The sequence below is a fragment of the Glaciecola sp. 2405UD65-10 genome (genome assembly GCF_048820975.1).
Taxonomy (GTDB): Bacteria; Pseudomonadota; Gammaproteobacteria; order Enterobacterales; family Alteromonadaceae; genus Glaciecola.
In genome coordinates, this window is sequence record NZ_JBMEUF010000001.1 from 831775 (window position 1) to 854248 (window position 22474).

The following is a 22474-nucleotide window of genomic DNA, read 5'->3' on the forward strand; positions in this document are numbered from 1 at the left end:
CCAGCCCAGCATTTCGAGGGTATACTAGCGCATATGAAAAAAAAGCAAACAAATAATAACACGATCGCCTTAAATAAAAAGGCGCGCCACGATTACCATCTCCTCGATAAATTTGAAGCAGGCCTTACCCTACAAGGTTGGGAAGTGAAAAGTATACGTGCTGGTAAAGCGAATATAACTGACGCCTACGTTTACATAAAAGACGGTGAAGCGTTTGTTACTAATATTGGCATCATCCCTTTAACTCAAGCTTCTTCTCATGTAATTAGTGACCCTACACGTACGCGAAAGTTACTGTTAAATAAGCGTGAAATTGAAGAATTAATGGGCGGATTAGACCGCAAAGGGCTGACTATTGTTGCCACAGCAATGTATTGGAAAGCCTGTTGGGTGAAACTTGAAATTTATCTTGCCAAAGGTAAGCAAGATCATGATAAACGCAATGACTTAAAAAACAAAGAATGGGATAGGCAAAAAGAACGCATTATGAAACATGCATAATGCGTTTGCTTGTTAAGGCGTATTGGTCTAAAACTGATACGTTAAATAAGCGCCTATGTTTCTACCCGCCCCCAGTTGCTTGCTGCCAGCAGGCAACTCAATATTGCTCACTCTACTTAAGCCCGATAAATGATCAGCATACGTTTTATCGAGTATATTTTCAGCCAGCACATTCAATGTAAAGCCGTTATTGAAATAATAAGCAACACTCAAATCAAATAAAGCATATCCTGCAGTGCTCGTTTCATTTTGCGAAGCCGAAACGTCATCTTGTTTAGATACAATATATGAATGTAAATTTACTTGATAATTATTTTGAGTATACGCAATACTCAGGTTTGCTGAGAGCGGCGCAATTCTATATAAATCTTGCTGTATTGCGCCAGTTTGCTTTCCCCTAACGTACTGAGCATTCATGCGCATCGACAAATATTGATTAACTTGGTGGGAATAAGTTACATCAAGGCCTTTAATAAGAGCTTCATCATTGCCCCACACCAAAGGATTAGCAATTCCATTCATTGCAGCAATCATATTGGCGGGCATATTGGTAGAGGGCAAGCCAATAATATAATCATCAATATGCGAATAGAAAACACTGGGACTAAATGACCAGTTATCGCCTAAAATATGCGCCGAAAAATCTATCTTTTTTGCACTCTCTTTTTGTAAATCTAAGTTACCTAAGTAATTTCTGCCGTCAGCAAGCCCAGCAGATACACCAAGAGGAAACCAAACGTACAGTTGCGAATAGCTAGGTGCATTTTCTTTGATACCCACTGAAGCTTGCAATTGAATATTGTTATTTACCATATAGTTAGTTTTAGCCACAACATCAGCCAAACTAAAATCTTTACTTTTATCGGCATTGTTAAACGCATCGCGAAGCGCCATTGCTGGCGGCATCATCATAGCCATACTCGTATCTACGTTGTTTGCCTTAGCACTTACTTGGCTTAAACGCGCTCCTACTTGCCATGATTGCCAGCCGCTATTTACCGCATAGGTTTGAGAAAGTTGCCCGTAAACAGAGCCTAAGCTGCGCTCAATATTCGCAAAACTTTGTAAGAAAAAGCCACTTGCATTAGGGTTGGTTATACGAGAATTTTGCTCTTTTGTTTTGTATTCTGCGCCGTATTCATTTGCCCAATTGCCCTTTTCATAAAGTAAACTTGTAGCTATACCTCGCCCTTCACTATCAACAGTATTTATCCTAAAAGAAGTAGGCAAGCTATTGGGTCTTAGCGCGAAATTGTTCATTTCATGTTCATTGTTATTAGCCGATAACTTTGCTTTAAAGGTCCACTGATTATCAATAAAGTATTTGTAATCAAGCCCTGATACCAATGCATCAATGAAATCTATGTCCATTGCTAAGGTTGGCGTACCGGAAGCACCCGTTGTGCGCGAGCTTAAGTACCAGTCAATTTGATGACTTTGATTTCTATAGCCCATTCTAACTTTTGCGCCATGGCGATCATAAAAAGTGTTAGGCACTGTGATTCCACTTCCAGCCTGAACATTATCACCGCTTTGAGTGTCGCCGCTCAGCGATAAATAGCTAGACTTATTTACTGCGTTAATAGTGCCACTTGCGCTATTAGATTTATTGTTGAACCAACCTAAGGTTAGTGCTCCGCTGAAATCATAGTTATCATTACTGCTAAAATTCGGTTTCTGTTCGCTTATATCAAGTGCGCCCCCTATTGTTTCGGCGCCTGCGCTTACCGGCGCAATACCTTGATACAAGGTCACTTGTTGTGACAAAGTGCCAATCACATGTGAAAGCGGGCTATCCATTGCATTTGGGCCTGCACCAGCAATGTGAGTACCATCTATGCTCAGTTTAACTCTATCTGAGAACATTCCCCTATATTGAACAATGCCCGTTACCCTCCCATTACCATTTACACTTAAGCTTGGAAATTGTAATAGCTGTTTTCGTAAGTCAGGCGAGCTGGTTTGGCTCAGTTCAATATCTGACTCAATTGCCAAGGTATTAATTTGCCCTATCACCTCTATAGATTCAATAGAACCTGAAGCGGCACTTTCGTTAATTTCATTGGTAGTAGCGTAAGTATAATTAGATAGTGCAGTATATACAGCACAAGCAATAAGTGGCCTGTGAAGGCTTACATAATGGGTATTCATAAATAATTCCAGTTTAAAAAGTAAAAATGTGGCGTATAACTAAATTGGAATTAAAAAGGAGGAGCACGCGCGGTGGCAAGATTAAAAGGAGTAAATGTGTACGGCTTTACAGGTAGGCTCAAAGACTTAAGACTAAGGCTTGTGCGATAAGAGCATAGTAAACTATAGGGCTCACTTACTAAGTCTAATGCTTGTAATGTATTTTCAACTGGGCAAAGCGGCTTTTGCTCAGTATCAAGATTACTATTAACTTCAACTATTTTGCCAAACTTAAAGTAATCGACACTTGAAATATACTTAACTTGCGAACCTGTGCAAATAACCAACACACTATCATCTACTTTATTTACGGCATGCGTAAATTGATTAGCGTTTGCTATAGAAGCAAGGCACTGATTAAATAAAAGTATGATTAATAAAAATAAACTTTTTGTTCGCACCGGCGTATATACCTTTGTGTGTGTAAGTTTAATTTATCAACCATTGATCTTAAAATCTACTCTTTATTGCAACTCAAAGAGTGAAAAATGATGTAAATCAACTTTGCACATGCTAAAATTACTAATTACTTCGGGGCTGCTCTGGATTCGACAGGATTCAATGATGCTTGAGGTGCATGCAGAGGTGCGGTTGGCCTCTTAAAAAAGCCGCAAAAAAATAGTCGCAAACGACGAAAACTACGCACTAGCAGCTTAATACCCTGTTCAGAGCCTCTTTGCCCTAGCTTCCGCCTTTAAGACGGGGAATTACAAAGAGTCAAACCCAAAAAGGATCGTGTGGAAGCTTACACCTGATAGCTGAAGCACTAAAACTAAATCAGGTATGTTTCTAAGTGGCCTGTCTGTCGGCAGCTTATTAACGAGAATAAAGACTGACTAAGCATGTAGTGCCAACGGTTGACGCTTTCTGGACGCGGGTTCAATTCCCGCCAGCTCCACCACTTTTAATAACTAAGGCTGATTTTTCAGCCTTTTTTTTGCCTAAATTTTATTAAAAATCAAGTATTTAAAGGGCTGTAGAGGTATTTCTGTGCTTATAGTTAATTGTAGTTAACTATATTATTTAGTAACATGAATGGTAACACGGTGTTACTAACCCCCTATATGGTGTTACTAAAATGGCTAAAATAGTTAAACCTCTAACCAACACACAACTTGAAAATGCAAAGCCGAAAGCAAAGGAATATTCACTTGCTGACGGTAACGGCTTGTTATTAAGAATTAAGCCCACCGGCACAAAAGTTTGGTTGTTCAATTACACTCATCCATACACAGGCAAGCGCAAGAACATAGCGCTAGGCAAATACCCTGCCCTCAAGTTAGTAGACGCTAGAAAGATGCGCGAGGACAATTTAAGCCTATTAGCTAAGTCTTTAGATCCTAAAGAGTATAGAGACAATAACCTGGCATTAGAGCAAGAAAAACATTCAAACACTTTGTTTGCTGTCGCTAGCCGGTGGTTTGAAGTAAAGCGAACACAAGTGAGCCCTAGCTATGCTGTCGATATTTGGCGATCTCTTGAATTGCATGTTTTACCAAGCTTAGGCAAAGCCCCTCTTTCACAAATAACGGCTAAACAAGCAATTGAAGTACTTAATCCATTGGCCGCTAAAGGTAGCTTAGAAACTGTTAAACGTGTTTGCCAGCGCTTAAATGAGGTTATGTACTTTGCTACAAACACAGGGATCATATTAAACAATCCGCTTGCAGCCATTAATAAAGCGTTTGAAGCGCCGAAAGCAACCAACCTACCAAGCCTTGCACCTGATCAATTGCCTAGAGTTATGAGCGCATTATCTACGGCTAATATTAAAATAGTCACACGCTGCTTAATTGAATGGCAATTACATACAATGGTAAGGCCAAGCGAGGCGGCAAAAGCTGAATGGTCAGAGATAGATTTAGTAAAGCGAACTTGGACTATACCAGCCGAAAAAATGAAAAAAAGCAGCAATGGCGATCACGTTGTGCCATTAACTGATCAAACTTTAGCTCTATTGGAATATATAAAACCTATTAGCGGCCACCGGCCTTTTATTTTTCCATCCGACAGAAACCCTCTGCAGCATGCTAATAGCTCAACCGCTAACATGGCCCTAAAGCGTATGGGTTTTAAGCAACAACTTGTAGCACACGGCTTGCGCTCATTAGCTAGCAGCACACTGAATGAACAAGGCTTTGATGCTGATGTTATAGAAACATGTTTAGCGCATGTTGATAGTAACACCGTAAGGCGTGCTTACAATCGGACTGACTATTTAGAGCGCAGACGCACTGTAATGGATTGGTGGAGTTCGCATATAGAAAACGCCGCAAATGGCAACTTAAGCTTAGGTGCCAATGCAAAAACATTAAACGTAGTTAATTTTAAGTAAAAGGAAATACCATGAACAATGAAACGATGATCAATAAAGATGATGTATTTACAGTATCAGCAAAATTAGAGAACTGTATTCAGTTGTTAAACCTAACGCTAGGGCAAGCACAAGAGCTTGAAACCGCAAGTCCTGAGAACAAAAAGCTAGTAGCAGCAATGACAGGTGTTAAGGATTATCTAAGTTCAATAGACAGCGATCTAGAGCGTTTAGTTAGTTAATAGCCCGCCGGTGGAGCATTCCCCCCGCTCCACCTTTTGCCTTAACATCGCGTTCTACACATTTATTTAAACTATAATTAAAAGTTAAAACATTTTTTTTATTTATATTAATAGACGCAAATGAACGAATATAAAAGAAAATGAAGGAAATCTGAAAATTCAACACATCACCCGCCACAAATGACCCACAAGACAATTATAAACATGTGTGTTTTACTTTTATCTCGCTGGTGATAACTACAGGTCGCTATCTGTAATTATCTACTCGATAGGCATGCAAGAACTAGAAAAATTAGGCGGGTTTAGAACTTTTCGCCATAAAAACATTTTTTTCAGTTATTAAAACAAGGTCCTTTTAGGTCTTTTTAGGTCTTTTGGGGTCTTATTAGTAACCCCTTGAATGCCACGCCAAATATGGCCTACAAGACAATTATAGTTAAGTATGCTTAACTGTTTTCAGCATTTAACAATCAACCAAAGGTAATACAAAATGTACGATATTAAACAAACTAGATTTATGACAAAAGTTGAAGCAAAGCGTTGTTTAGCGATTAGCGAAACAAACTTAAAGCACATCATATCAAAAGGGTTAATGGTTCCTTTAATTTCACTAGGTGAGCGGTCAGTTGGTTTTATTGAACAAGAAGTTCACCACATAATGGCCGCTCGTATTTATGGCAAGTCTAACGAAGAAATACAGCAGTTAGTACAAGACTTGGTGGCACATAGAAAAAGCCTTTCATTGGTGGCCTAATATGCTTTCTTGTAAACCAGCTAAACCACCACTTAAAGTAGAGCTTTGCTTGTCTATGATGCTTGCCAATGGACCCAATGGTTCGAATCAATTAGAGGCATTTAGTGAGTATGGTGAAACCTGCTTACACTCTACAATTTCAACTCTGGCGAACTCACATGGGATCTTAATCCACCGGCAGACGGAAAAGCATAGGAATCGCGCCGGTGGTTTTGCTCATTTTACTAGATACACACTAGCAGATCCTTATTCTGTAGAGCTAGCGCACGCTCTATTGCAGCGCCTTAAAGCAAGGCGAAATGCGAAAGGTGAATTAAGTGGAGTGGTTTAGTTTATGTCGTTCAGTATATCAGCACTAGTCTGGTCAAAAGAGTTTCACAGTGCAAATGCTAAGTTTGTAATGCTAAAGTTAGCAGATAATGCAAATGACAAAGGTGAATGCTGGCCTAGTTATCTAACGATAGCTAAATATTGCGGGCTTAGCCGGCAAACTGCGATTGCTCAAATTACTAAGTTAGAGAGTTATGATCTTTTAAAGATTGAGCCTCGAAAAGGTAAAAAAGGATCGGCTAGTAATCGCTATAAACTCAACCTTAAATCAATTGAGTTATTGCCGAATGTAAAAGTTCATTCAAGCAGCGAAGATGAACCGCCCTTAGACAAACAGATTGACCACCCTAGTCAAACAAGTTTACTACCCCTAGTCAAACAACTTGACCACCCTAGTCAAACAAGTTTACTACCCCTAGTCAAAGAGCTTGACCCAGAATCTATAAGTAAACCTATCATTGAATCTAAAAAGATAGAGCGTGAAAAGAAACGTTTTGTAAAACCGTCTGTAAGTGAAGTTTATGATCATATGAAATTGCAAGGTCAAGTTGATTACAATATTGCGGAACAGTTTTTTCACTACTACGAAAGTAATGGTTGGCTGGTTGGTAAAAATAAAATGAAGTCGTGGGAGTCAGCTATAAATGGTTGGTTGAGTAGAAATAAATCAACAAAGCCAAAAAACAGCACAGCATACGCGCTTACAATCGCATATGACGCAGCCGAAAAGAGGAGTGGCAATAGTGAGTTTTAATAATAAGAAAAGCAACAAATTCACCTTAGCAGAATATGACCTTTTAGAAAGTGATTCAATATCTTTAGAAAGTAGGCTCTTATACGCGCTTGTTTACCGTCGATTTATGAACAACACTAATGGCATAACGTTAGTTGCCAATTCGGATCTTCTTTACTGCCTAAATTATGCAAAACAGAATCGAATTAAAAATAAGCGCATCAGTTATTCAAGGGAAAATATTAGAACCTTTCGTGGCGAATTAATAAAAATAGGCTTGCTAACTGAGGTAAATACCGAAAGATTACCAGGCCAATCAATTCACTATTTACTTGCTTACGCTGACTATGAGCTAAAATCTACAGGGTTCAATAGTACGGCGTTACTGGGTACCGATTCGTTTTTAGTTATAAGTACTGATTGGGAAGATAAGTTGCAATAATTCACCACGGCGATTCAATAGGGAATGCTCATATAATGAAGCGCTTAACAAGCGTCCCAGAGCGCTGTTAGAACGCACCCCATGTCAATTACCATTATTATACTTAAACAAAGCACAAGCTTGCACAGTGACAATTAAAGCTAATTTCATTTTATATCAAGTATCATTAATTTATTGCAGGCGAAAAACAATCGTTAAATTACCCCTAGGTAAAGTTAAAACATAAGTAAGAGTTATAATAAATTGCTAAAATAGTTTAATCCCTACACTGGCAATTTAAGTTAATACATATGTTGTATGCGATAAAAACGAAATTAAATGACTTCATCAAAGAAAACCTAGAGCACGCTATGCTTATTCGCGTTGATGTAGCAAGCGATGTGCAATACCCGTTCACGCAATCGGTTGACATAGACGACGGCGTTATTATTTCAGCCGGTTATGACGAATACTTACCTGGCTCGACGCTGAAAGAAATAACCGGGCGGTTTGAGTATGACTCCGACAACAGCGAAATAAGAGTGTACCAGGGGGATAAGCTCAAATTTAAGATTGTTAAAGCCCAGGGGCCCGCCTATAACGATATTATGAGTTACGAGGGCCAGTATAGGCCAGAGGACGTAGCACGCATTAAAAAGCATATAGCGCAAATGCAAAGCGCCGGGCGGGGCTATATTTAAACTCTTTTGAACCTGTCAAAACCTGTCATTTAAATCAAAAGCAGCACACTCTTAATAGTTAATATGTGTTAATAAATGTTAACATTGAAATCACTTCAATAGTGATTGACAGTAGGTTAACTTCTATACAATATTAAGCTAACTATTAAAGGGACTTTTTCTATGAAAATATTTATCTATTTGTTACTTGTCGTTAGCCTACAAGCTTGTGTTATTCATCTACCATCTATACCTCAAAAAGCACCTAAGGATGCTAGCAAAGTTAGCACTGATATAACTGTAGAGTATGACAAATTTAACAACACCACTTCTATACGAACGCCCCTATACTTAAGCCGCAAAGGATTTACTGACACATTCCCAGTGCAACTAAGGTTTAGAAGTACCTATCAGAATGACGCACGGTTATTTATTCAGCTTTATGTTGTTGTGTCGGATGTTGATTGGGGTTTTTATCATTCAGCCAATGGCGAAGATGGATATTCATTTGATTTTATTGATATAGATAGTAAGGCTTCAGTTGAGCTTAACATGGTCAACACGAAAGAGGTTTTCGGAGTTTCGGTACCAATTGAGTATCTAAGAAAAATCGCTGGTAAGGACTGGGAAGTAAAAGCTTATGGCAAACGTAAAGAGGGGACGTTCATAATACCAGGCTCATTATCAGCAGCGTTTCTAAAAGAATTAGAATGTTTTGAAGAAAAAAATTGTTAATTGATAAATCATATCAAATTTCATATTGATGACAATTGATAATGGTAACACAGGAAGTAACACGACGACCCCAATCAACGTTCAATATTTATTTAATACAATAACTTAAACGCTCTATATAATTCCCGCCAGCTCCACCACTTTAATAAATTAAGGCTGATTATTCAGCCTTTTTTTTGCGTCAAATTTAGCACAAATGTAAATATCTATAGATGTGCTCAAACACCCGTGCTTAAATGCAAGCAACTACCATATATTGCCAATTGCCCTAAGCTCAAAGTCATTGTTCTTAAAGTGGCAATTAATAGCGCGCTACACTCAGCAACGCGGCATTTGCTTACACTAAAGTTAAATTCGTAATTTACATCAGGAATAGATAATTATGCTATACGCCATAAAAACCGAACTTAATAGCTTTATCAAAGAACATTTAGAACACGCTATGCTAACTAAGCCAAGGCTTGATTTTGGCTGGCCTATATCGCAGTCTGTAAACATTGACGGCGGCGTCATTATTTCAGCCGGCTATGACGAATACTTGCCAGGTTCAACACTTCGCGCCGTTATTGGTCGCTTTGAATATGACGAAGAAAACAAAGAGGTAAGAATATACGACGGCGAAAAGCTAGCATTTAAAATAGTGAAAGCCGATAAAATAGCATATGAGGCCATTATGACCTATGAGGGGCAATATAGGCCCGAAGATATAGCCAGGATAAAGAGACATATTAAGCAAATGGAAAGCGCTGGACGAGGTGATATTTAAGGAAAGCCGCCTTTAAATTACGTCCTTGTTTGTTCAGCTAATGCTTATTTATCACTTCGTATGTTTTATTTTTTCCAAAATAACTTTATTTGCATAAGAGATGGGCATTGCCTTAAAAGGACTCACATCCGAGCCACCTGTATTACCATCTGGCAACAAGCCAATAGCCGTTTTAGTTAATGCACCTATTAATCTAAAAATTTGACCAAGCACCTCTTTTAGGTCCTTGCGTTTTAATCCAAACTTTAACATTTCATAATGCACTTGAGTGTGGTAAAAAGTTGAGTATTGGCCAATCACGTGTGCATCTTCTAAGGCTTTGAATCCTGCATCATCATTGTTGTTCTTAAACAATTTATTTGCTTCGCTTAGCTTTTGAACTATATAGGGTTTTGCAGCTTGATTAAAATTCACAATACGTATCCATCACGTGTTTTTTATTGGGGAACTTGCGCAAGATCAAAATACTTATTTTCAAACTCGTTAGGCTCAATGGGCCGGCTAAAATAATAGCCCTGCAATAACACTTCCCCATTTAACATTAACCATTCTACTTGAGATTGTGTTTCAACGCCCTCGGCAACAGTAACTAAACCTAAATTTTTAGATAGTTGTATAATAGAACGCACTAAGTTTTCGTCTTGCTTGTCGACCGTAATATCATTAATAAACGAACGGTCAATTTTCAATTTATCTACAGGTAAATCTTTTAAGTGGCTCAATGAGGAATAGCCCGTACCAAAATCATCTAGAGAAAATCCAATTCCCATTTTTCTCAATAATTTAATTTTGGCGATAGTGTCAACCATGTTATTTAAAGCAACACTTTCAGTAATTTCAAACTCTAAGGCACTCCCTTTTACGCCATGTTTCGTAAGTACCTTAGAAACGGTTTCAATGAAATCATTTCTTGCTAGTTGTTTAACACTAATATTAACAGCTATTTTAAAGTCGCTTGGTAATATGCCTTTATCAGAAGCACTTTTAATATATGCACATACTTTACTCAATATGCGTTCGCCTACATCTACTATCAGTGCACTTTCTTCTAAAAACGGAATGAAATCTCCAGGATTTACTATTTCGCTACCTTTACGCCAGCGCATTAAAGCTTCGGCACCTTTCAATTCTTGTGTAGTAGAATCAATAAGGGGCTGTAGTACAAAAAAGAATTCATCTTTAAACATCGCTTTCATAATATCGCGTTCTAGTTGCAGTAATTCGGCAGCTTGTGTGGCCATTTCATTTCTAAACAACGTGACGCAATTTCTTCCTGCTCGTTTTGATTCGTACATAGCCGTATCAGCATATTGCAGAATTTCATCAGCGCTCACCTTATTCTTTTTATATACAACTACGCCCACACTGGCTGACAAAGCATAACTATGTAGGCCTATTTCGATTTCTTTACTAATACAACTGCGTAAACGTTCACCTAATACTTCAGCGCCATTTTTTGCGACTTGCAGATCATTTGATACTCCCTCTTCTATACAAAGAAATTCATCTGCTCCTAGCCTAGCAATCAAATCAGAAAACGAAAATTCATTACGTAATCTGTTTGCTAGCTTCACAATTAGCTGATCTCCCGTTGAATGACTTAGGGTATCGTTAATACGTTTGAATTGGTCTAAATCTGCTATAGCAGCAATGCCGTACACATTGTCAGTTTTATGATTTTGCTGATTTAGCACTTCATAAACCTTATTTCGGTTTGGCAAGGTAGTGAGTGGATCAAAATAAGCTAGTGATTCTATTTTTTCTTCAGCTTGTACCCGTTTAGTCACGTCTGTTGCAGTAACTAAAATACTGTGGCCTTCGGGCGTTTTAAATTTAACAAAAGTAACTTCCATATAGCAATTGGCTTGGCTTGCATTTTGAAGATGTAAAATTTCATTGAGCTGGCGAGTGGTAGAACTGATAAAGTCGTTTATAGCACTCATCATTTGTACGTCAATAGGTTCAATTACATCAGTAGCACTGCGCCCTTTTAACTCATAAATGGAATAGCCATAAAACGTGGCAGTCGCCTTGTTTGCAAAAACGAAATTTAGATGGTTATCAAGTGAGAAAATTAAGGCAGGAGCAGTATCTAATATTAAACGGAAGCGTTGGCTTCTTTCTGTTAATAACACTTGGCTACTTGATATTCTATACAGCATGTCATTTGCCGCGTTTACAATGAGGCTAAATTCATTTCTTTCATGACCAATAAGATGGCTAATTTTTTGAGTGGCAATAGACTTAGTGTTTACGCGTTGGAAGCGTTTAGATAACCTGATAAGTGGCGCGGCTAATGAAAAGTGATACAGGTAACTTAGTGCTAGTGTAAGTAATATATAGCCTGCAATGGAAATACTGAAAGTACGCACCGCGCGCTCATATACACCTAACAAGGCAATATGATTATTAATAACCAATACCATTTCACCGTAGGTTTCAGTTTCCGATGTTGATAAATTTGTGCCTGTTAATGGGACCGTTATACGACTTAAATTATCAGATACAAATGATAAAAAAGGATTATATGTATCAAGGGTGACCACGCCATCGTCAAAATCATCGTCTCGATGAAATTCGGCCATAACATTCCCTTGTTCATTAATAATGGCAATGTAACTAAAGAATTCAAAGTTGGCTAAGCCAGTGATAACTTGCATTGCCATGGCTTCTTCTAATAAAAATACGGCATTGCTAGCTGAGCTTTGAGAAGAAGAAACAATAGCGTTAATGGTGGTCTTTACTTCGGATTGGCGTTGTTTGAAGTCAAAAAATGTTTGTAAAAACGCCATTACTAAGCCTAAGCATACTAATAGCGCTAAGCTGCGAATGCCTAATGTGAATGATAATTTACTTTTTAATTTCATGCCAAAAAAAGCCTTTTAGCCACATAGCGAATTTACTTATTAAATTAAATAAATTGTAAAAAAATCAAGGTTATCATAACACCTTTTGATTTATATAGGTGTTTTAGTATGCTCTTATGCATATTGTTAGATTATGAGTTATCACTTTCGTTTACTTGTTGTATTATATCGGCTAGGAACTTTAAAAAATAACTTAAAATTAAAAAAAGGACAGTGTAAATGTCTAATAACAGTAAAGATAACGACTTTGCACCTATAAATGTTGAAATTAGTGATCGCCTTCCCATGGCGAGTCAACGACAAGGCAGCGCAAAGAATACAAAGACTCAAGTGGTAACAAAGTCTAACAACGCTTTAGTTAGCTTTTTAATGGTTTTATCAGTAGGTGCTATAGCCGCCAGTGGCTATTTGTATTGGATGAATACAAAGCAAACAAGTGCTTTGTCTGCCAACGAGGCACGAATAGAGAGTTTAGAAAATAGATTGTCGGCCACGGGAGAAGAGATGGATAACTCAACCGTTGCATTGCAGATTAAAGTCACTGAGTTGAGTAATAAATCTGAACAATTATGGGAGCAAATGGACAAGCTTTGGGCTTCGGCATGGCGCCGCAATCAGCAAGAACTTCGCACGGTAGAAAAGAAAGTGAGCAGCTTTCAAAGTGACGTTAACGCCTTGTTGAAGAAAACCGATACTAAAATTGCAAGTAGTTTAGATGGAATTAAGCAAGTTCAAAACCGTGTTGACAGTGTAAATAATAAAGTGAGTGGGCAGAGTAATGATATTCTTGCTATTAACGTAGAACAAGAAAACTTACAAAACACAATTAACAAACAAAACGCGGAATTACGTCAAATGAGTGAAAAACTCATTTTATTAGAGAAACGCAATACGTCTCTTTTGCAAAAACTTCAGCAAGTAGAAAATAAGCTTAATGAACTGGTAAACCGCTCAGTATAATTTTCTATCACTTATTTTTAGACAATAAAAAAGCACCCAATGGGTGCTTTTTTTAAGCCTTAAATTTACGACTATCGACGTAAACCTAAACGCTTAATAAGGTCTTGATAACGCTCAACGTTTTTACGCTTTAAGTAATCTAAAAGCTTTCTACGTTGGCTAACCATTCTTAAAAGGCCACGACGTGAGTGGTGATCTTTTTTATGGTCAGAAAAGTGACCTTGTAATTTATTGATATTATGCGTTAAAAGGGCAACTTGTACTTCAGGTGAACCTGTATCGCCTTCTTTTACGCCGTAATCGGCAACAATTTTTGCTGTTTCTACTGTAGTTAGTGACATATTTTTCTCCAAAGAAAAGTTTGAGCGGTTCCGATCACTAATTCAGAGCCGCCAGAAAGAGCGCGTAGTATATAGAGCTCAGTGAAAAGTGCAAGTCAAAAGGCCATGATACTTACGAATTAAGCAATATTCAGTGTAAACTTTATTCACTTAAGCTTCTAATGTATCGCTTGCGTAAACCACAACTCGTTTCGGCTGCAATAAATTCATTTCATTTACGGTAGCTACGCCCAGAAATCGTTGCGTTGTTTCCTCATACAATCTGACCACCTCACCCTCATTTAGTCTGGGGCTCGATAAGTCAATAGAGCTTACAGCTTGTCCTAAACAAAACTGAATAGCTTCTTCTTCTGACACAACACGCTTCGTTAAAGACGCAATCGCGGTATCCATAGGTAAAAGAATGTCATCTAAAGGTGAAAATTTATCTTCTTCCTGCAAAGACTCAAGTTGTTCGAAGGTATACATTTGCGCTGACTTATAATGTGCAACCTCTGTGCGCCTTAGTACGCTTACGTGGGCACCGCAACCTAGGAGTTGACCTAAGTCATCTATTAAGCTACGAATGTACGTACCTTTTGAGCATTGCACATTTAATGAAAGTACATTGTTTTCTAGCGAAACCCACTCAATATCATAAATGGTGATGTCTCTGGCAGGACGTTCAATAGTGATTCCTTGCCTAGCGTAATAGTACAAAGGTTTCCCTTCGTGTTTTAAGGCTGAAAACATAGAGGGAACTTGTTTTATTTGACCTCTAAATTGCCCTAAAGCAGCGCGAATATCACTTTCGGTAACATTTACGGGTTTAGTTTCAACTATTTCACCATCAGCATCAGAGGTATCGGTTCGCTCGCCTAATATTGCACTTACAAAATACGATTTATCAGCGTCTAATAAGAATTGAGAAAATTTTGTTGCCTCACCTAAACACACCGGTAACAAACCCGTTGCTAAAGGGTCAAGTGCACCGGTATGACCTGCTTTTTGTGCCTTATAGATGCGTTTTACCCGCTGAACAACGTCGTTTGAAGATATCCCCTGTGGTTTATCAACAATTAATACGCCGTTGATGGCTCTGCCTTTACGTTTACGCCCCATTTAGTTACTTTCTTCGTCAGGCTTGTCAGACTTGCTTTTTTCTTCATCGGCAGCAATAGCTTTATTCACTAAAGCAGATATCCTTGCGCCTTCTAGAATAGAAGCATCTTGGAAGAAGTGTACTGCAGGCACGTTACGCATTCTTATGCGTTTACCTAATAGGCCTCGCACAAAACCTTTCGCATCTTGTAACTTTTGAAGATCTTCTGCCACTTTAGCTTCATCATTTTCATAAAAGGTAATAAACACCTTCGCGTGCGCTAAGTCTCGTGATATTTCAACGCCCGACACGGTGATCATGCCTACTTCAGGCTCTCTGTGTTTAAATTCTTGCTGTAAAATACTAGCAATTTCTTTGTGTATTTGTTGACCCACTCGGTCCGTTCTAGAAAATTCTCTAGGCATAACTATATCCTATTATTTAAAGTGACAAAAACGGAGGCACTAGGCCTCCGTTTTATTGAAGTCGTAAGCGAAATTTAAATTTCGCGCTGAACTTCTACTATTTCAAATACTTCGATTTGGTCACCCACTTTCACGTCATTATAATTCTTAACGCCAATACCACATTCAATGCCTTTCTTAACATCTTGAACGTCGTCTTTGAAACGTCTTAATGACTCAAGTTCACCTTCATAAATAACCACGTTTTCACGTAATACGCGAATTGGGTTATTACGCTTGATGATACCCTCAGTTACCATACAACCGGCAATTGCACCAATTTTAGGTGATTTAAACACATCACGAACTTCCGCTAGGCCAATAATTTGTTGTTTAAATTCTGGCGCAAGCATACCGCTCATTGCTTGTTTCACTTCGTCAATTAGCTCATAAATAATGCTGTAATAACGTAAGTCTATTTCTTCGGCTTCAATCATCTTACGTGCAGTGGCATCAGCACGAACGTTGAAACCTACAACGATAGCTGATGACGCCGCTGCTAAACTTGCATCAGTTTCTGTAATACCACCTACACCGCTACCTACAATATTTACTTTAACTTCAGAAGTAGATAATTTGATCAAGCTATCAGCAATCGCTTCAATGGAACCTTGAACATCAGCTTTAAGAACAATGTTTAAGTCGCTAACATCACCACTTTCCATGTTTGCAAACATGTTCTCTAACTTAGCCTTTTGCTGCTTGGCTAGCTTAAGCTCACGTTGCTTAGTATGGCGCTTGGCTGCTACTTCACGAGCTTTACGTTCGTCTTGAACAACTAATGCACTTTCACCAGCAACCGGTACGCCTGACAAACCTAACACTTCTACAGGAGTAGATGGGCCAGCTACGTCAATGCTTTTCCCGTGTTCGTCTCTCATTGCACGAACGCGGCCATATTCCTCACCACAAAGTAAGATATCACCGGCGCGAAGTTCACCTTCTTGAACTAATACAGAAGCTACTGGGCCACGGCCTTTATCAAGTCTAGATTCAATAACAATACCGCGTGCAGAACCGTCTCTTACAGCTTGTAAGTCTAGTACTTCAGCTTGTAAGCTAATGGCTTCTAGTAATTCATCAATGCCTAAGCCTGTTTTAGCAGATACGCTTACGAATTGGTGATCACCGCCCCACTCTTCAGAGATAACCTCTAATTGAGACAGTTCAGTTTTAACACGGTCGGGATCAGCCGCTTCTTTATCCATTTTGTTAACCGCAACAATAAGAGGTACACCTGCAGCTTTTGCGTGCTGCACCGCCTCTTTGGTTTGCGGCATAACGCCATCATCAGCAGCAACAACTAGAATAACAATATCAGTTGCCGTTGCACCACGGGCACGCATTGCGGTAAACGCGGCATGTCCTGGTGTATCTAAAAATGCAATTCGGCCATTGTCAGTTTCTACGCTGTAAGCACCAATATGCTGAGTAATACCACCCGCTTCGCCGTCAGCAACTTTTGCTCTGCGAATGTAATCCAATAGTGATGTTTTTCCGTGGTCAACGTGGCCCATAATTGTTACAACAGGTGCACGAGACTCTTTACTACCCGATGAAGGTACTGCAACTAGTTCGTCTTCTAATGCATTTTCGTTCACAATTTCATACTTGTGACCCATTTCTTCAATTACAAGAACAGCTGTTTCTTGGTCAAGCACTTGGTTAATAGTGGCCATCTCGCCCATTTTCATCATAGTTTTGATTACTTCTGTGCCTTTAACCGACATACGGCTAGCAAGATCACCTACAGTGATTGTTTCACCAAGCTTAACAATTCGTTCAACCGGTGCAACTGGCTTGTTGAAGCTATGCTTCAAATCTTCACCAGCGTTCTTTTTAGACTTTTTACGTCTACGGCCGCCGCGCTCAACTTGCATATCTTCTTCATCTTCTGCTTCTTGCGCATAGCGATTAGAGTGAACATGCACTTCTTTGGCTTCTTCTTTTTTGCGTCGCTCTTCTTCTTCTTTCCAGCGACGCTCATTTTCTTCAGCTAACTTAAGCGCTTCTTCAGCCGCTTTTTTAGCTTCTTTTTCTAGTTTCTTCTGAGCTTCTTCTTCTTGCGCTTTTTGCAAACGTTCAGCTTCAGTGCGCGCATCTTCTTGTGCTTTACGCTCTTCATCGGTCAGCTTGGAGTCAGCAGATTTTCTCTCTTCTGCTTCTTTCTTCGCTTTTTCTGCGCGCGCTAAACGCTCAGCTTCCTGTTTTTTCTTCGCTTCTTCTGCTTTTTTCGCTTTTTCTTCAGCGGCAGCTTTAGCGGCTTCAGCTGCTTGCTTTTCAGCTTCTAAGCGCGCCTGCTCTTCTTGTGCTTTAAGTTTCGCTTCCTCTTCAGCTTGTTGCTGAACTTCCACATCAGAGCGTTTAACATAAGTGCGTTTCTTGCGCACTTCTACCTTAACTGCTCGCGATTTGCCAAGGCTAATCGTGCTCGTGGTTTTACGCTGCAAAGTCATTTTCTTCGGCGCTTGCGCACCCGCTCCGCCATGTTGCTTGCTTAAAAAGTCTAACAGGGTTTGCTTTTCTTCTTCGGTTACGCTGTCATCAAGCTTTTTCTCGATGCCTGCATCTTTGAACTGCTTTAACAATCGGTCAACCGTGGTGCTGATATCACTTGCTAATTTTTCTATGGAAACTTCTGCCATATCGATAAGTACTCCTAATTGACCTATTCTTCGTTAAACCAGACAATATTTCTTGCGGCCATAATTAACTCACCCGCTTTTTCTTCGGTAAGTTCTTCTATGTCGCTTATTTCATCTGTACCTTGCTCTGCTAGTGCTTCTAGATCAGTGATGCCGCGACTTGCTAATACAAATGCAACGTGTCGCTCCATGCCTGCTAAATCTAGTAGCTCTTGCTTAGGTTCTGAAGATTCTAATGATTCTTCATTTGCCAAAGCTTTCGTGGTTAATGCCGCTTTTGCACGTTCGCGCAACTCTTCCACTAACTCTTCGTCTAAGCCATCTATTTCTAATAATTCGCTTACTGGAACGTAAGCAATTTCTTCTAAACTAGTGAATCCTTCATCTACTAAAACTAATGCGAAATCTTCATCAATTTCTAAGCCTTCAGTAAATACCGATAACACTTTCTGATTTTCTTTTTCGTGCTTGGTCGATAAATCTTCAACCGTCATCACGTTCAATTCCCACTCGGTTAACTGGCTAGCTAAACGAATGTTTTGACCGTTTCTGCCTATGGCTTGTGCTAAATTATCGCTTTCTACAGCCACATCCATTGCACGAGCATCTTCATCAACCACAATTGAAGCCACTTCTGCCGGAGCCATTGCATTAATAACGAATTGAGCTGGATTTTCATCCCACAAAACAATATCTACACGCTCACCACCAAGTTCACTTGAAACCGCTTGTACTCGTGAACCACGCATACCAACGCACGCGCCCACAGGGTCTAAACGTTTGTCGTTAGTTTTAACGGCTATTTTAGCACGCGCACCTGGATCGCGAGCGGCGGCTTTTATCTCTAGTGTTTCTTCAGCAATTTCTGGCACTTCTAGTCTAAATAACTCTACTAGCATGTCAGGGTGGGTACGGCTAATAAACAATTGGGCGCCGCGTGCTTCAGGCTTAATTACATACAATAAGCCACGAACACGGTCACCTGGTCTGAAAGTCTCACGCGGAAGCATATCATCGCGGAAAATCACACCTTCAGCGTTATTTCCTAAATCAATGATAATGTTGTCGCGGTTCACTTTCTTAACCGTTCCGGTAACCAGCTCACCTACTTTATCTTCATATTCGGCAATCATTTGAGCACGTTCAGCTTCACGCACTTTTTGTACAATTACTTGTTTAGCCGTTTGTGTAGTTATTCGGTCAAAAGCAATTGATTCAATTTGTTCTTCAACAAATTCACCAATTTTAATTTCTGGTTCATCAATTTGTGCTGCTGAAATAGTAATTTCTGCAAATGGATTTTCTTGCACATGATCATCTTCAACTACTTCCCAACGACGGAAAGTGTCAAAATCACCGGTTTCTCTGTCAATTGAAACTCTCACTTCAATTGTGCCTTCATTTTTCTTTTTAGTGGCACTTGCTAAAGCAAACTCCAATGCCTCAAATATTTTCTCTCTTGGCACTTGTTTTTCATTTGATACTGCTTCAGCAACTAATAAAATTTCTTTACTCATCTTCGCCTCATTGCTCCATTATTGAGCACAATAAGATTAATCAAAATCTGGTACTAAATTCGCCTTGATAACGTTGTCATAAGCTAATTCAAAACGTTCGTTGTCTACTTCAATTACAAAACTAGACTCACTACTTGAAACAAGTAAGCCTTTAAAATTACGCCTACCTTCTTGAGCCATTTGTAATTTAACCGTAATTGTTTGACCAACTACACTTTCATAATGTGCAGCCTTAAACAAAGGTCGGTCCATACCAGGAGAAGACACTTCCAAGTTGTACTCGGTGCTAATTGGATCTTCTACATCTAGTATGGCACTTGCCTGATGGCTTACATCAGCGCAATCATCTACATCAATACCATTTTCAGAATCAATGTATAAGCGCAAGGTGGAATGTTTTCCCGCCCGCACAAACTCTACCCCAACTAACTCAAAACCAATTGCCTCAACGGCTGGTGTGAGTAGTTCAGTTAATTTTTTCTCAAGTTGTGACAATCCCAACTCCAAATTTACATACAAAAAAAGGGCAAATAGCCCGTTAATCATTAGTTGGCATCAACTAATGCATACAAAAAAGCCCCGGACAAGCGGAGCCAATTATAATCAGTACTTTACACCTACCGTTAATAAACTAGGGTAACTGTATACTTCAGCACTACAGCTCAACTCAACAAACGCTATGAAGAGTGGCAGCTTGCTTTGCGCGCTACTTTGATTTTATACATGTATTTATTGACTGAGGATATATGCAAAGCATATATAAGCACCATTTAGGTAAAAGGCGTTATGCTTTGAAATTTTACTCATTCAAGGCAGCACAATAAAATCAGGGAGTTCGCGATTTGCGGCAAGTATACAAGCCTATTGCTAATATCGCAAACCTTATATTGATATATACCCATATAGTTAGCAGTTGCGGGGCACTTAATATGAGAACAAGCAATCCGATTGTTTTTTGAGCGATGCAACTTGTTGTTTACATCAATTCAGCGTATCTTTAATTAAAAAAAGATATACGTTATAAATTCATTAACGCAAGTATACAAGGAGTAGTAAATGGGATTGCAAAAAGCATTAGTTTTTAGCAATAAAGTGCCAGAATCGGGCATAGCACGACACACATCATTCACGCATTTTTTAGATTTAATTGATGCATGTGGATATGATTTAAAAATCACTTCAGGCCAGCCTAGTAATGAAGCACTAGCCACTTATAAAATTATCTTTTTAGATGTTTCTGACTATCCAAGCTCAGCCCTTTTTCAGCATGCATTGTTCACTTCAGAATATAAACACAAAATTGTCTTATTTGACGCAGAGCGAGCGCAAAAAGATGTGGAACTTACTGCGTTAAAAAACGGTGTTAAAGGCGTGTTTTACATAGATGACAAATTGGAGATATTAATAAAAGGTATTCAAACTATTAAGAATGGCAAATTTTGGTTTAAACGCGAAACCCTTGAAATGATGATAAAACAATTAGTAGGCGAGTTTAACCAACAAAATCTATATTCACCTGATTGTAATGAAGTGTCTGATACCTTAACTAAACGTGAACGTACTATTGTTAGTTTAATTGCTCAAGGCGCTAGAAACATAGAGATTGCTGAACAATTACATATTAGCGTTAATACTGTTAAGACCCATGTGTATAGCATCTTTAGAAAAACCCACTGTCGAAACAGAGTTGAACTAATCAAGTGGTCTTTGAAAGACCACTCAGTGTTGTCCTAAGGCATAAAAGGCTGCTAATCGCGTGTTAGCGGTCTACATATACTACATCAACCTCATTACATAGCGCTAAAGCACGCTGCTTAGCTGGTTCAACAAAATCTTTTCTTGGAATCCAAACATCAATAGCATTATTACTTTTACTAAAAATAGTAATCATATTGCCCGCAATCTGAATTCTATCAATGTTAGATTTAGGAACAACCTTAGCAAAACGAGTAAACACTCTCGCTAGTGGTACATGCGCGATTAGTAAATCATCATCTAAATCAACAAAAACTTTAGACGCTTGCATGTATTTTTTATTAAAAATGAGATACCACATCGGTAAACTCGCTAGTATGCATATAAGCCAAAAATAACTTAGAAAATCCACTTCAATCCTTTCATATAATGTAAACTACAAATTATTACGGCTTAGCTTAAGCCGCTTCTCTTGCTCGCCAAACGCCTTTATCAATACCTTTTATAACTAGTTCTCCCACGGCTTTTTCTATGCTTTGTTTTACACATTCAAACATAGGTTCGTTCGTGGTAAAGCCGGTTTCTATTTCAAGTAAGCGTTTGTAAGAAACATAGCGAAATAAACCCGCTCTAATTTCTTGACTCAGTACCTTTTTATTAGTGGAAACCGACACCAACACCTGACCTGTTCTTACGTCAACAGCACGCATGAATACGGTAATTTGGTCTTCCCTGTATAGGGTTGAAGCGCCAATTCCAAAATATTCAGCTCCCATGCCTCCGGTTCTAGTATTGGTATCATAACTCACTATACCACCTTCAATAATTATCTTTGCAGTGGTAAGCGGAGGAAGCTCACTTTGATCGTTTTCAGCATTAGCGGCTCTTACAATTTTACGCTCTGTTAAAATGTTTTGTAAACCTTCACGTTCAACAGGCATAAACCAACTTGTTTCACCCAGAGTTTGCATTAAAATTGAGGTTGCGCCTTGTGTTACCGCCGTTGAGAAAGAACTCGCACCAGTGGTAGGTTTATATTGCCCAGTTTGGTCCCTAAAACCATACACCGACACAGGAATACGTCCTACAGGTTTAGGTAATGCAAGGAGCGCATTTAAACTGTCAGAGTTCTCGATTACGGTTGCATCCTGCTCATAAGGCGGAGCCCAGTTTGTCATTGAAGAGCAACCACCTAACAAAAGTGTTGCAGCAAACGTTAATAGTATTTTTTTCATTGT

At 39.0% G+C, this 22474-nt stretch carries 24 protein-coding genes and 1 other RNA gene; 13 read left to right on the plus strand and 12 right to left on the minus strand.

All coding sequences use genetic code 11. The annotated features are described in order from the left end of the window. Positions 1–33: 33 nt before the first annotated feature. Entirely contained in the window at positions 34–501 is a 468-nt protein-coding gene (smpB, locus tag ACOI22_RS03805) for an SsrA-binding protein SmpB (RefSeq protein WP_420670378.1), read from the plus strand. Positions 502–528: 27 nt separating this feature from the next. On the opposite strand, the gene ACOI22_RS03810 is transcribed toward smpB, so the two are convergent. Both ACOI22_RS03810 and ACOI22_RS03815 read right to left on the minus strand, forming a co-directional pair. Next, complete coding sequence (locus tag ACOI22_RS03810) at positions 529–2652, minus strand: TonB-dependent receptor (protein WP_420670380.1); 2124 nt, start codon at positions 2650–2652, stop codon at positions 529–531. A gap of 50 nt (positions 2653–2702) precedes the next feature. Beyond that, positions 2703–3092: a hypothetical protein gene (locus tag ACOI22_RS03815; protein ID WP_420670382.1), complete on the minus strand. Its 390-nt coding sequence runs from the start codon at positions 3090–3092 to the stop codon at positions 2703–2705. A gap of 132 nt (positions 3093–3224) precedes the next feature. On the opposite strand from ACOI22_RS03815, the gene ssrA reads away from it, so the two are divergent. The 10 genes from ssrA (at position 3225) to ACOI22_RS03865 (ending at position 9666) form a co-directional block, all read left to right on the plus strand. Then, positions 3225–3592: a transfer-messenger RNA gene (ssrA, locus tag ACOI22_RS03820) on the plus strand. Positions 3593–3769: 177 nt separating this feature from the next. Beyond that, positions 3770–5026: an integrase domain-containing protein gene (locus ACOI22_RS03825; protein WP_420670384.1), complete on the plus strand. Its 1257-nt coding sequence runs from the start codon at positions 3770–3772 to the stop codon at positions 5024–5026. Positions 5027–5037: 11 nt separating this feature from the next. Continuing rightward, positions 5038–5247 carry a hypothetical protein gene (locus ACOI22_RS03830; RefSeq protein WP_420670386.1) on the plus strand — a complete coding sequence of 70 codons (210 nt, stop codon included), beginning with the start codon at positions 5038–5040 and terminating at the stop codon, positions 5245–5247. Between the two features lie 490 nt (positions 5248–5737). Beyond that, positions 5738–6001 carry a helix-turn-helix transcriptional regulator gene (locus ACOI22_RS03835; RefSeq protein ID WP_420670388.1) on the plus strand — a complete coding sequence of 88 codons (264 nt, stop codon included), beginning with the start codon at positions 5738–5740 and terminating at the stop codon, positions 5999–6001. Position 6002: 1 nt separating this feature from the next. Then, positions 6003–6332, plus strand: coding sequence for a hypothetical protein (locus ACOI22_RS03840; protein WP_420670390.1), 330 nt, complete (start codon positions 6003–6005; stop codon positions 6330–6332). Positions 6333–6335: 3 nt separating this feature from the next. Then, on the plus strand, positions 6336–7085 hold the full coding sequence (locus ACOI22_RS03845; RefSeq protein WP_420670392.1) for a helix-turn-helix domain-containing protein: 750 nt from the start codon (positions 6336–6338) through the stop codon (positions 7083–7085). Further along, positions 7075–7506, plus strand: coding sequence for a hypothetical protein (locus tag ACOI22_RS03850; RefSeq protein ID WP_420670394.1), 432 nt, complete (start codon positions 7075–7077; stop codon positions 7504–7506). The genes ACOI22_RS03845 and ACOI22_RS03850 overlap by 11 nt, the downstream gene beginning before the upstream one ends. Positions 7507–7796: 290 nt before the next feature. Continuing rightward, positions 7797–8186, plus strand: coding sequence for a hypothetical protein (locus ACOI22_RS03855; RefSeq protein WP_420670396.1), 390 nt, complete (start codon positions 7797–7799; stop codon positions 8184–8186). 162 nt (positions 8187–8348) lie between these two features. Then, a complete protein-coding gene (locus tag ACOI22_RS03860) occupies positions 8349–8900 on the plus strand; it encodes a hypothetical protein (RefSeq protein WP_420670398.1) in 552 nt (183 codons plus the stop codon). Between the two features lie 382 nt (positions 8901–9282). Continuing rightward, positions 9283–9666: a hypothetical protein gene (locus ACOI22_RS03865; protein WP_420670400.1), complete on the plus strand. Its 384-nt coding sequence runs from the start codon at positions 9283–9285 to the stop codon at positions 9664–9666. 51 nt (positions 9667–9717) lie between these two features. Here ACOI22_RS03865 and ACOI22_RS03870 read toward each other — a convergent pair whose 3' ends face one another. Both ACOI22_RS03870 and ACOI22_RS03875 read right to left on the minus strand, forming a co-directional pair. Further along, positions 9718–10080, minus strand: coding sequence for a DUF3703 domain-containing protein (locus ACOI22_RS03870; RefSeq protein ID WP_420670402.1), 363 nt, complete (start codon positions 10078–10080; stop codon positions 9718–9720). 23 nt (positions 10081–10103) lie between these two features. Continuing rightward, on the minus strand, positions 10104–12533 hold the full coding sequence (locus tag ACOI22_RS03875) for a putative bifunctional diguanylate cyclase/phosphodiesterase (RefSeq protein WP_420670404.1): 2430 nt from the start codon (positions 12531–12533) through the stop codon (positions 10104–10106). 219 nt (positions 12534–12752) lie between these two features. Here ACOI22_RS03875 and ACOI22_RS03880 point away from each other — a divergent pair, with 219 nt between their 5' ends. Continuing rightward, entirely contained in the window at positions 12753–13493 is a 741-nt protein-coding gene (locus ACOI22_RS03880; protein WP_420670407.1) for a hypothetical protein, read from the plus strand. Positions 13494–13564: 71 nt separating this feature from the next. Here the strand turns inward: ACOI22_RS03880 and rpsO are convergent, their stop codons facing one another. The 6 genes from rpsO to rimP all read right to left on the minus strand — a co-directional run bounded on the left by rpsO (position 13565) and on the right by rimP (position 20036). Further along, positions 13565–13834 (minus strand): 30S ribosomal protein S15, encoded by a 270-nt coding sequence (gene rpsO / locus ACOI22_RS03885; RefSeq protein WP_420670409.1) that lies wholly within the window; start codon positions 13832–13834, stop codon positions 13565–13567. Positions 13835–13984: 150 nt separating this feature from the next. Further along, positions 13985–14935: a tRNA pseudouridine(55) synthase TruB gene (gene truB / locus ACOI22_RS03890; protein WP_420670411.1), complete on the minus strand. Its 951-nt coding sequence runs from the start codon at positions 14933–14935 to the stop codon at positions 13985–13987. Beyond that, a complete protein-coding gene (gene rbfA, locus ACOI22_RS03895) occupies positions 14936–15340 on the minus strand; it encodes a 30S ribosome-binding factor RbfA (protein ID WP_420670413.1) in 405 nt (134 codons plus the stop codon). It abuts the gene before it with no gap. A gap of 74 nt (positions 15341–15414) precedes the next feature. After that, the gene (gene infB / locus ACOI22_RS03900; RefSeq protein ID WP_420670415.1) at positions 15415–18024 is read right to left on the minus strand and encodes a translation initiation factor IF-2; all 2610 of its coding nucleotides are present in this window, start codon (positions 18022–18024) and stop codon (positions 15415–15417) included. Positions 18025–18047: 23 nt separating this feature from the next. Further along, positions 18048–19541 (minus strand): transcription termination factor NusA, encoded by a 1494-nt coding sequence (gene nusA, locus ACOI22_RS03905; protein ID WP_420670417.1) that lies wholly within the window; start codon positions 19539–19541, stop codon positions 18048–18050. A 36-nt stretch (positions 19542–19577) separates the two neighbouring features. After that, a complete protein-coding gene (gene rimP / locus ACOI22_RS03910) occupies positions 19578–20036 on the minus strand; it encodes a ribosome maturation factor RimP (protein WP_420670420.1) in 459 nt (152 codons plus the stop codon). Between the two features lie 561 nt (positions 20037–20597). Here rimP and ACOI22_RS03915 point away from each other — a divergent pair. Further along, positions 20598–21275: a response regulator transcription factor gene (locus tag ACOI22_RS03915; RefSeq protein ID WP_420670422.1), complete on the plus strand. Its 678-nt coding sequence runs from the start codon at positions 20598–20600 to the stop codon at positions 21273–21275. A gap of 25 nt (positions 21276–21300) precedes the next feature. Here ACOI22_RS03915 and ACOI22_RS03920 read toward each other — a convergent pair whose 3' ends face one another. Together ACOI22_RS03920 and ACOI22_RS03925 are read right to left on the minus strand one after the other, a co-directional pair. After that, on the minus strand, positions 21301–21567 hold the full coding sequence (locus ACOI22_RS03920; RefSeq protein WP_420670424.1) for a hypothetical protein: 267 nt from the start codon (positions 21565–21567) through the stop codon (positions 21301–21303). Positions 21568–21694: 127 nt separating this feature from the next. Next, a complete protein-coding gene (locus ACOI22_RS03925; RefSeq protein ID WP_420670427.1) occupies positions 21695–22471 on the minus strand; it encodes a CsgG/HfaB family protein in 777 nt (258 codons plus the stop codon). Positions 22472–22474 lie beyond the last annotated feature (3 nt).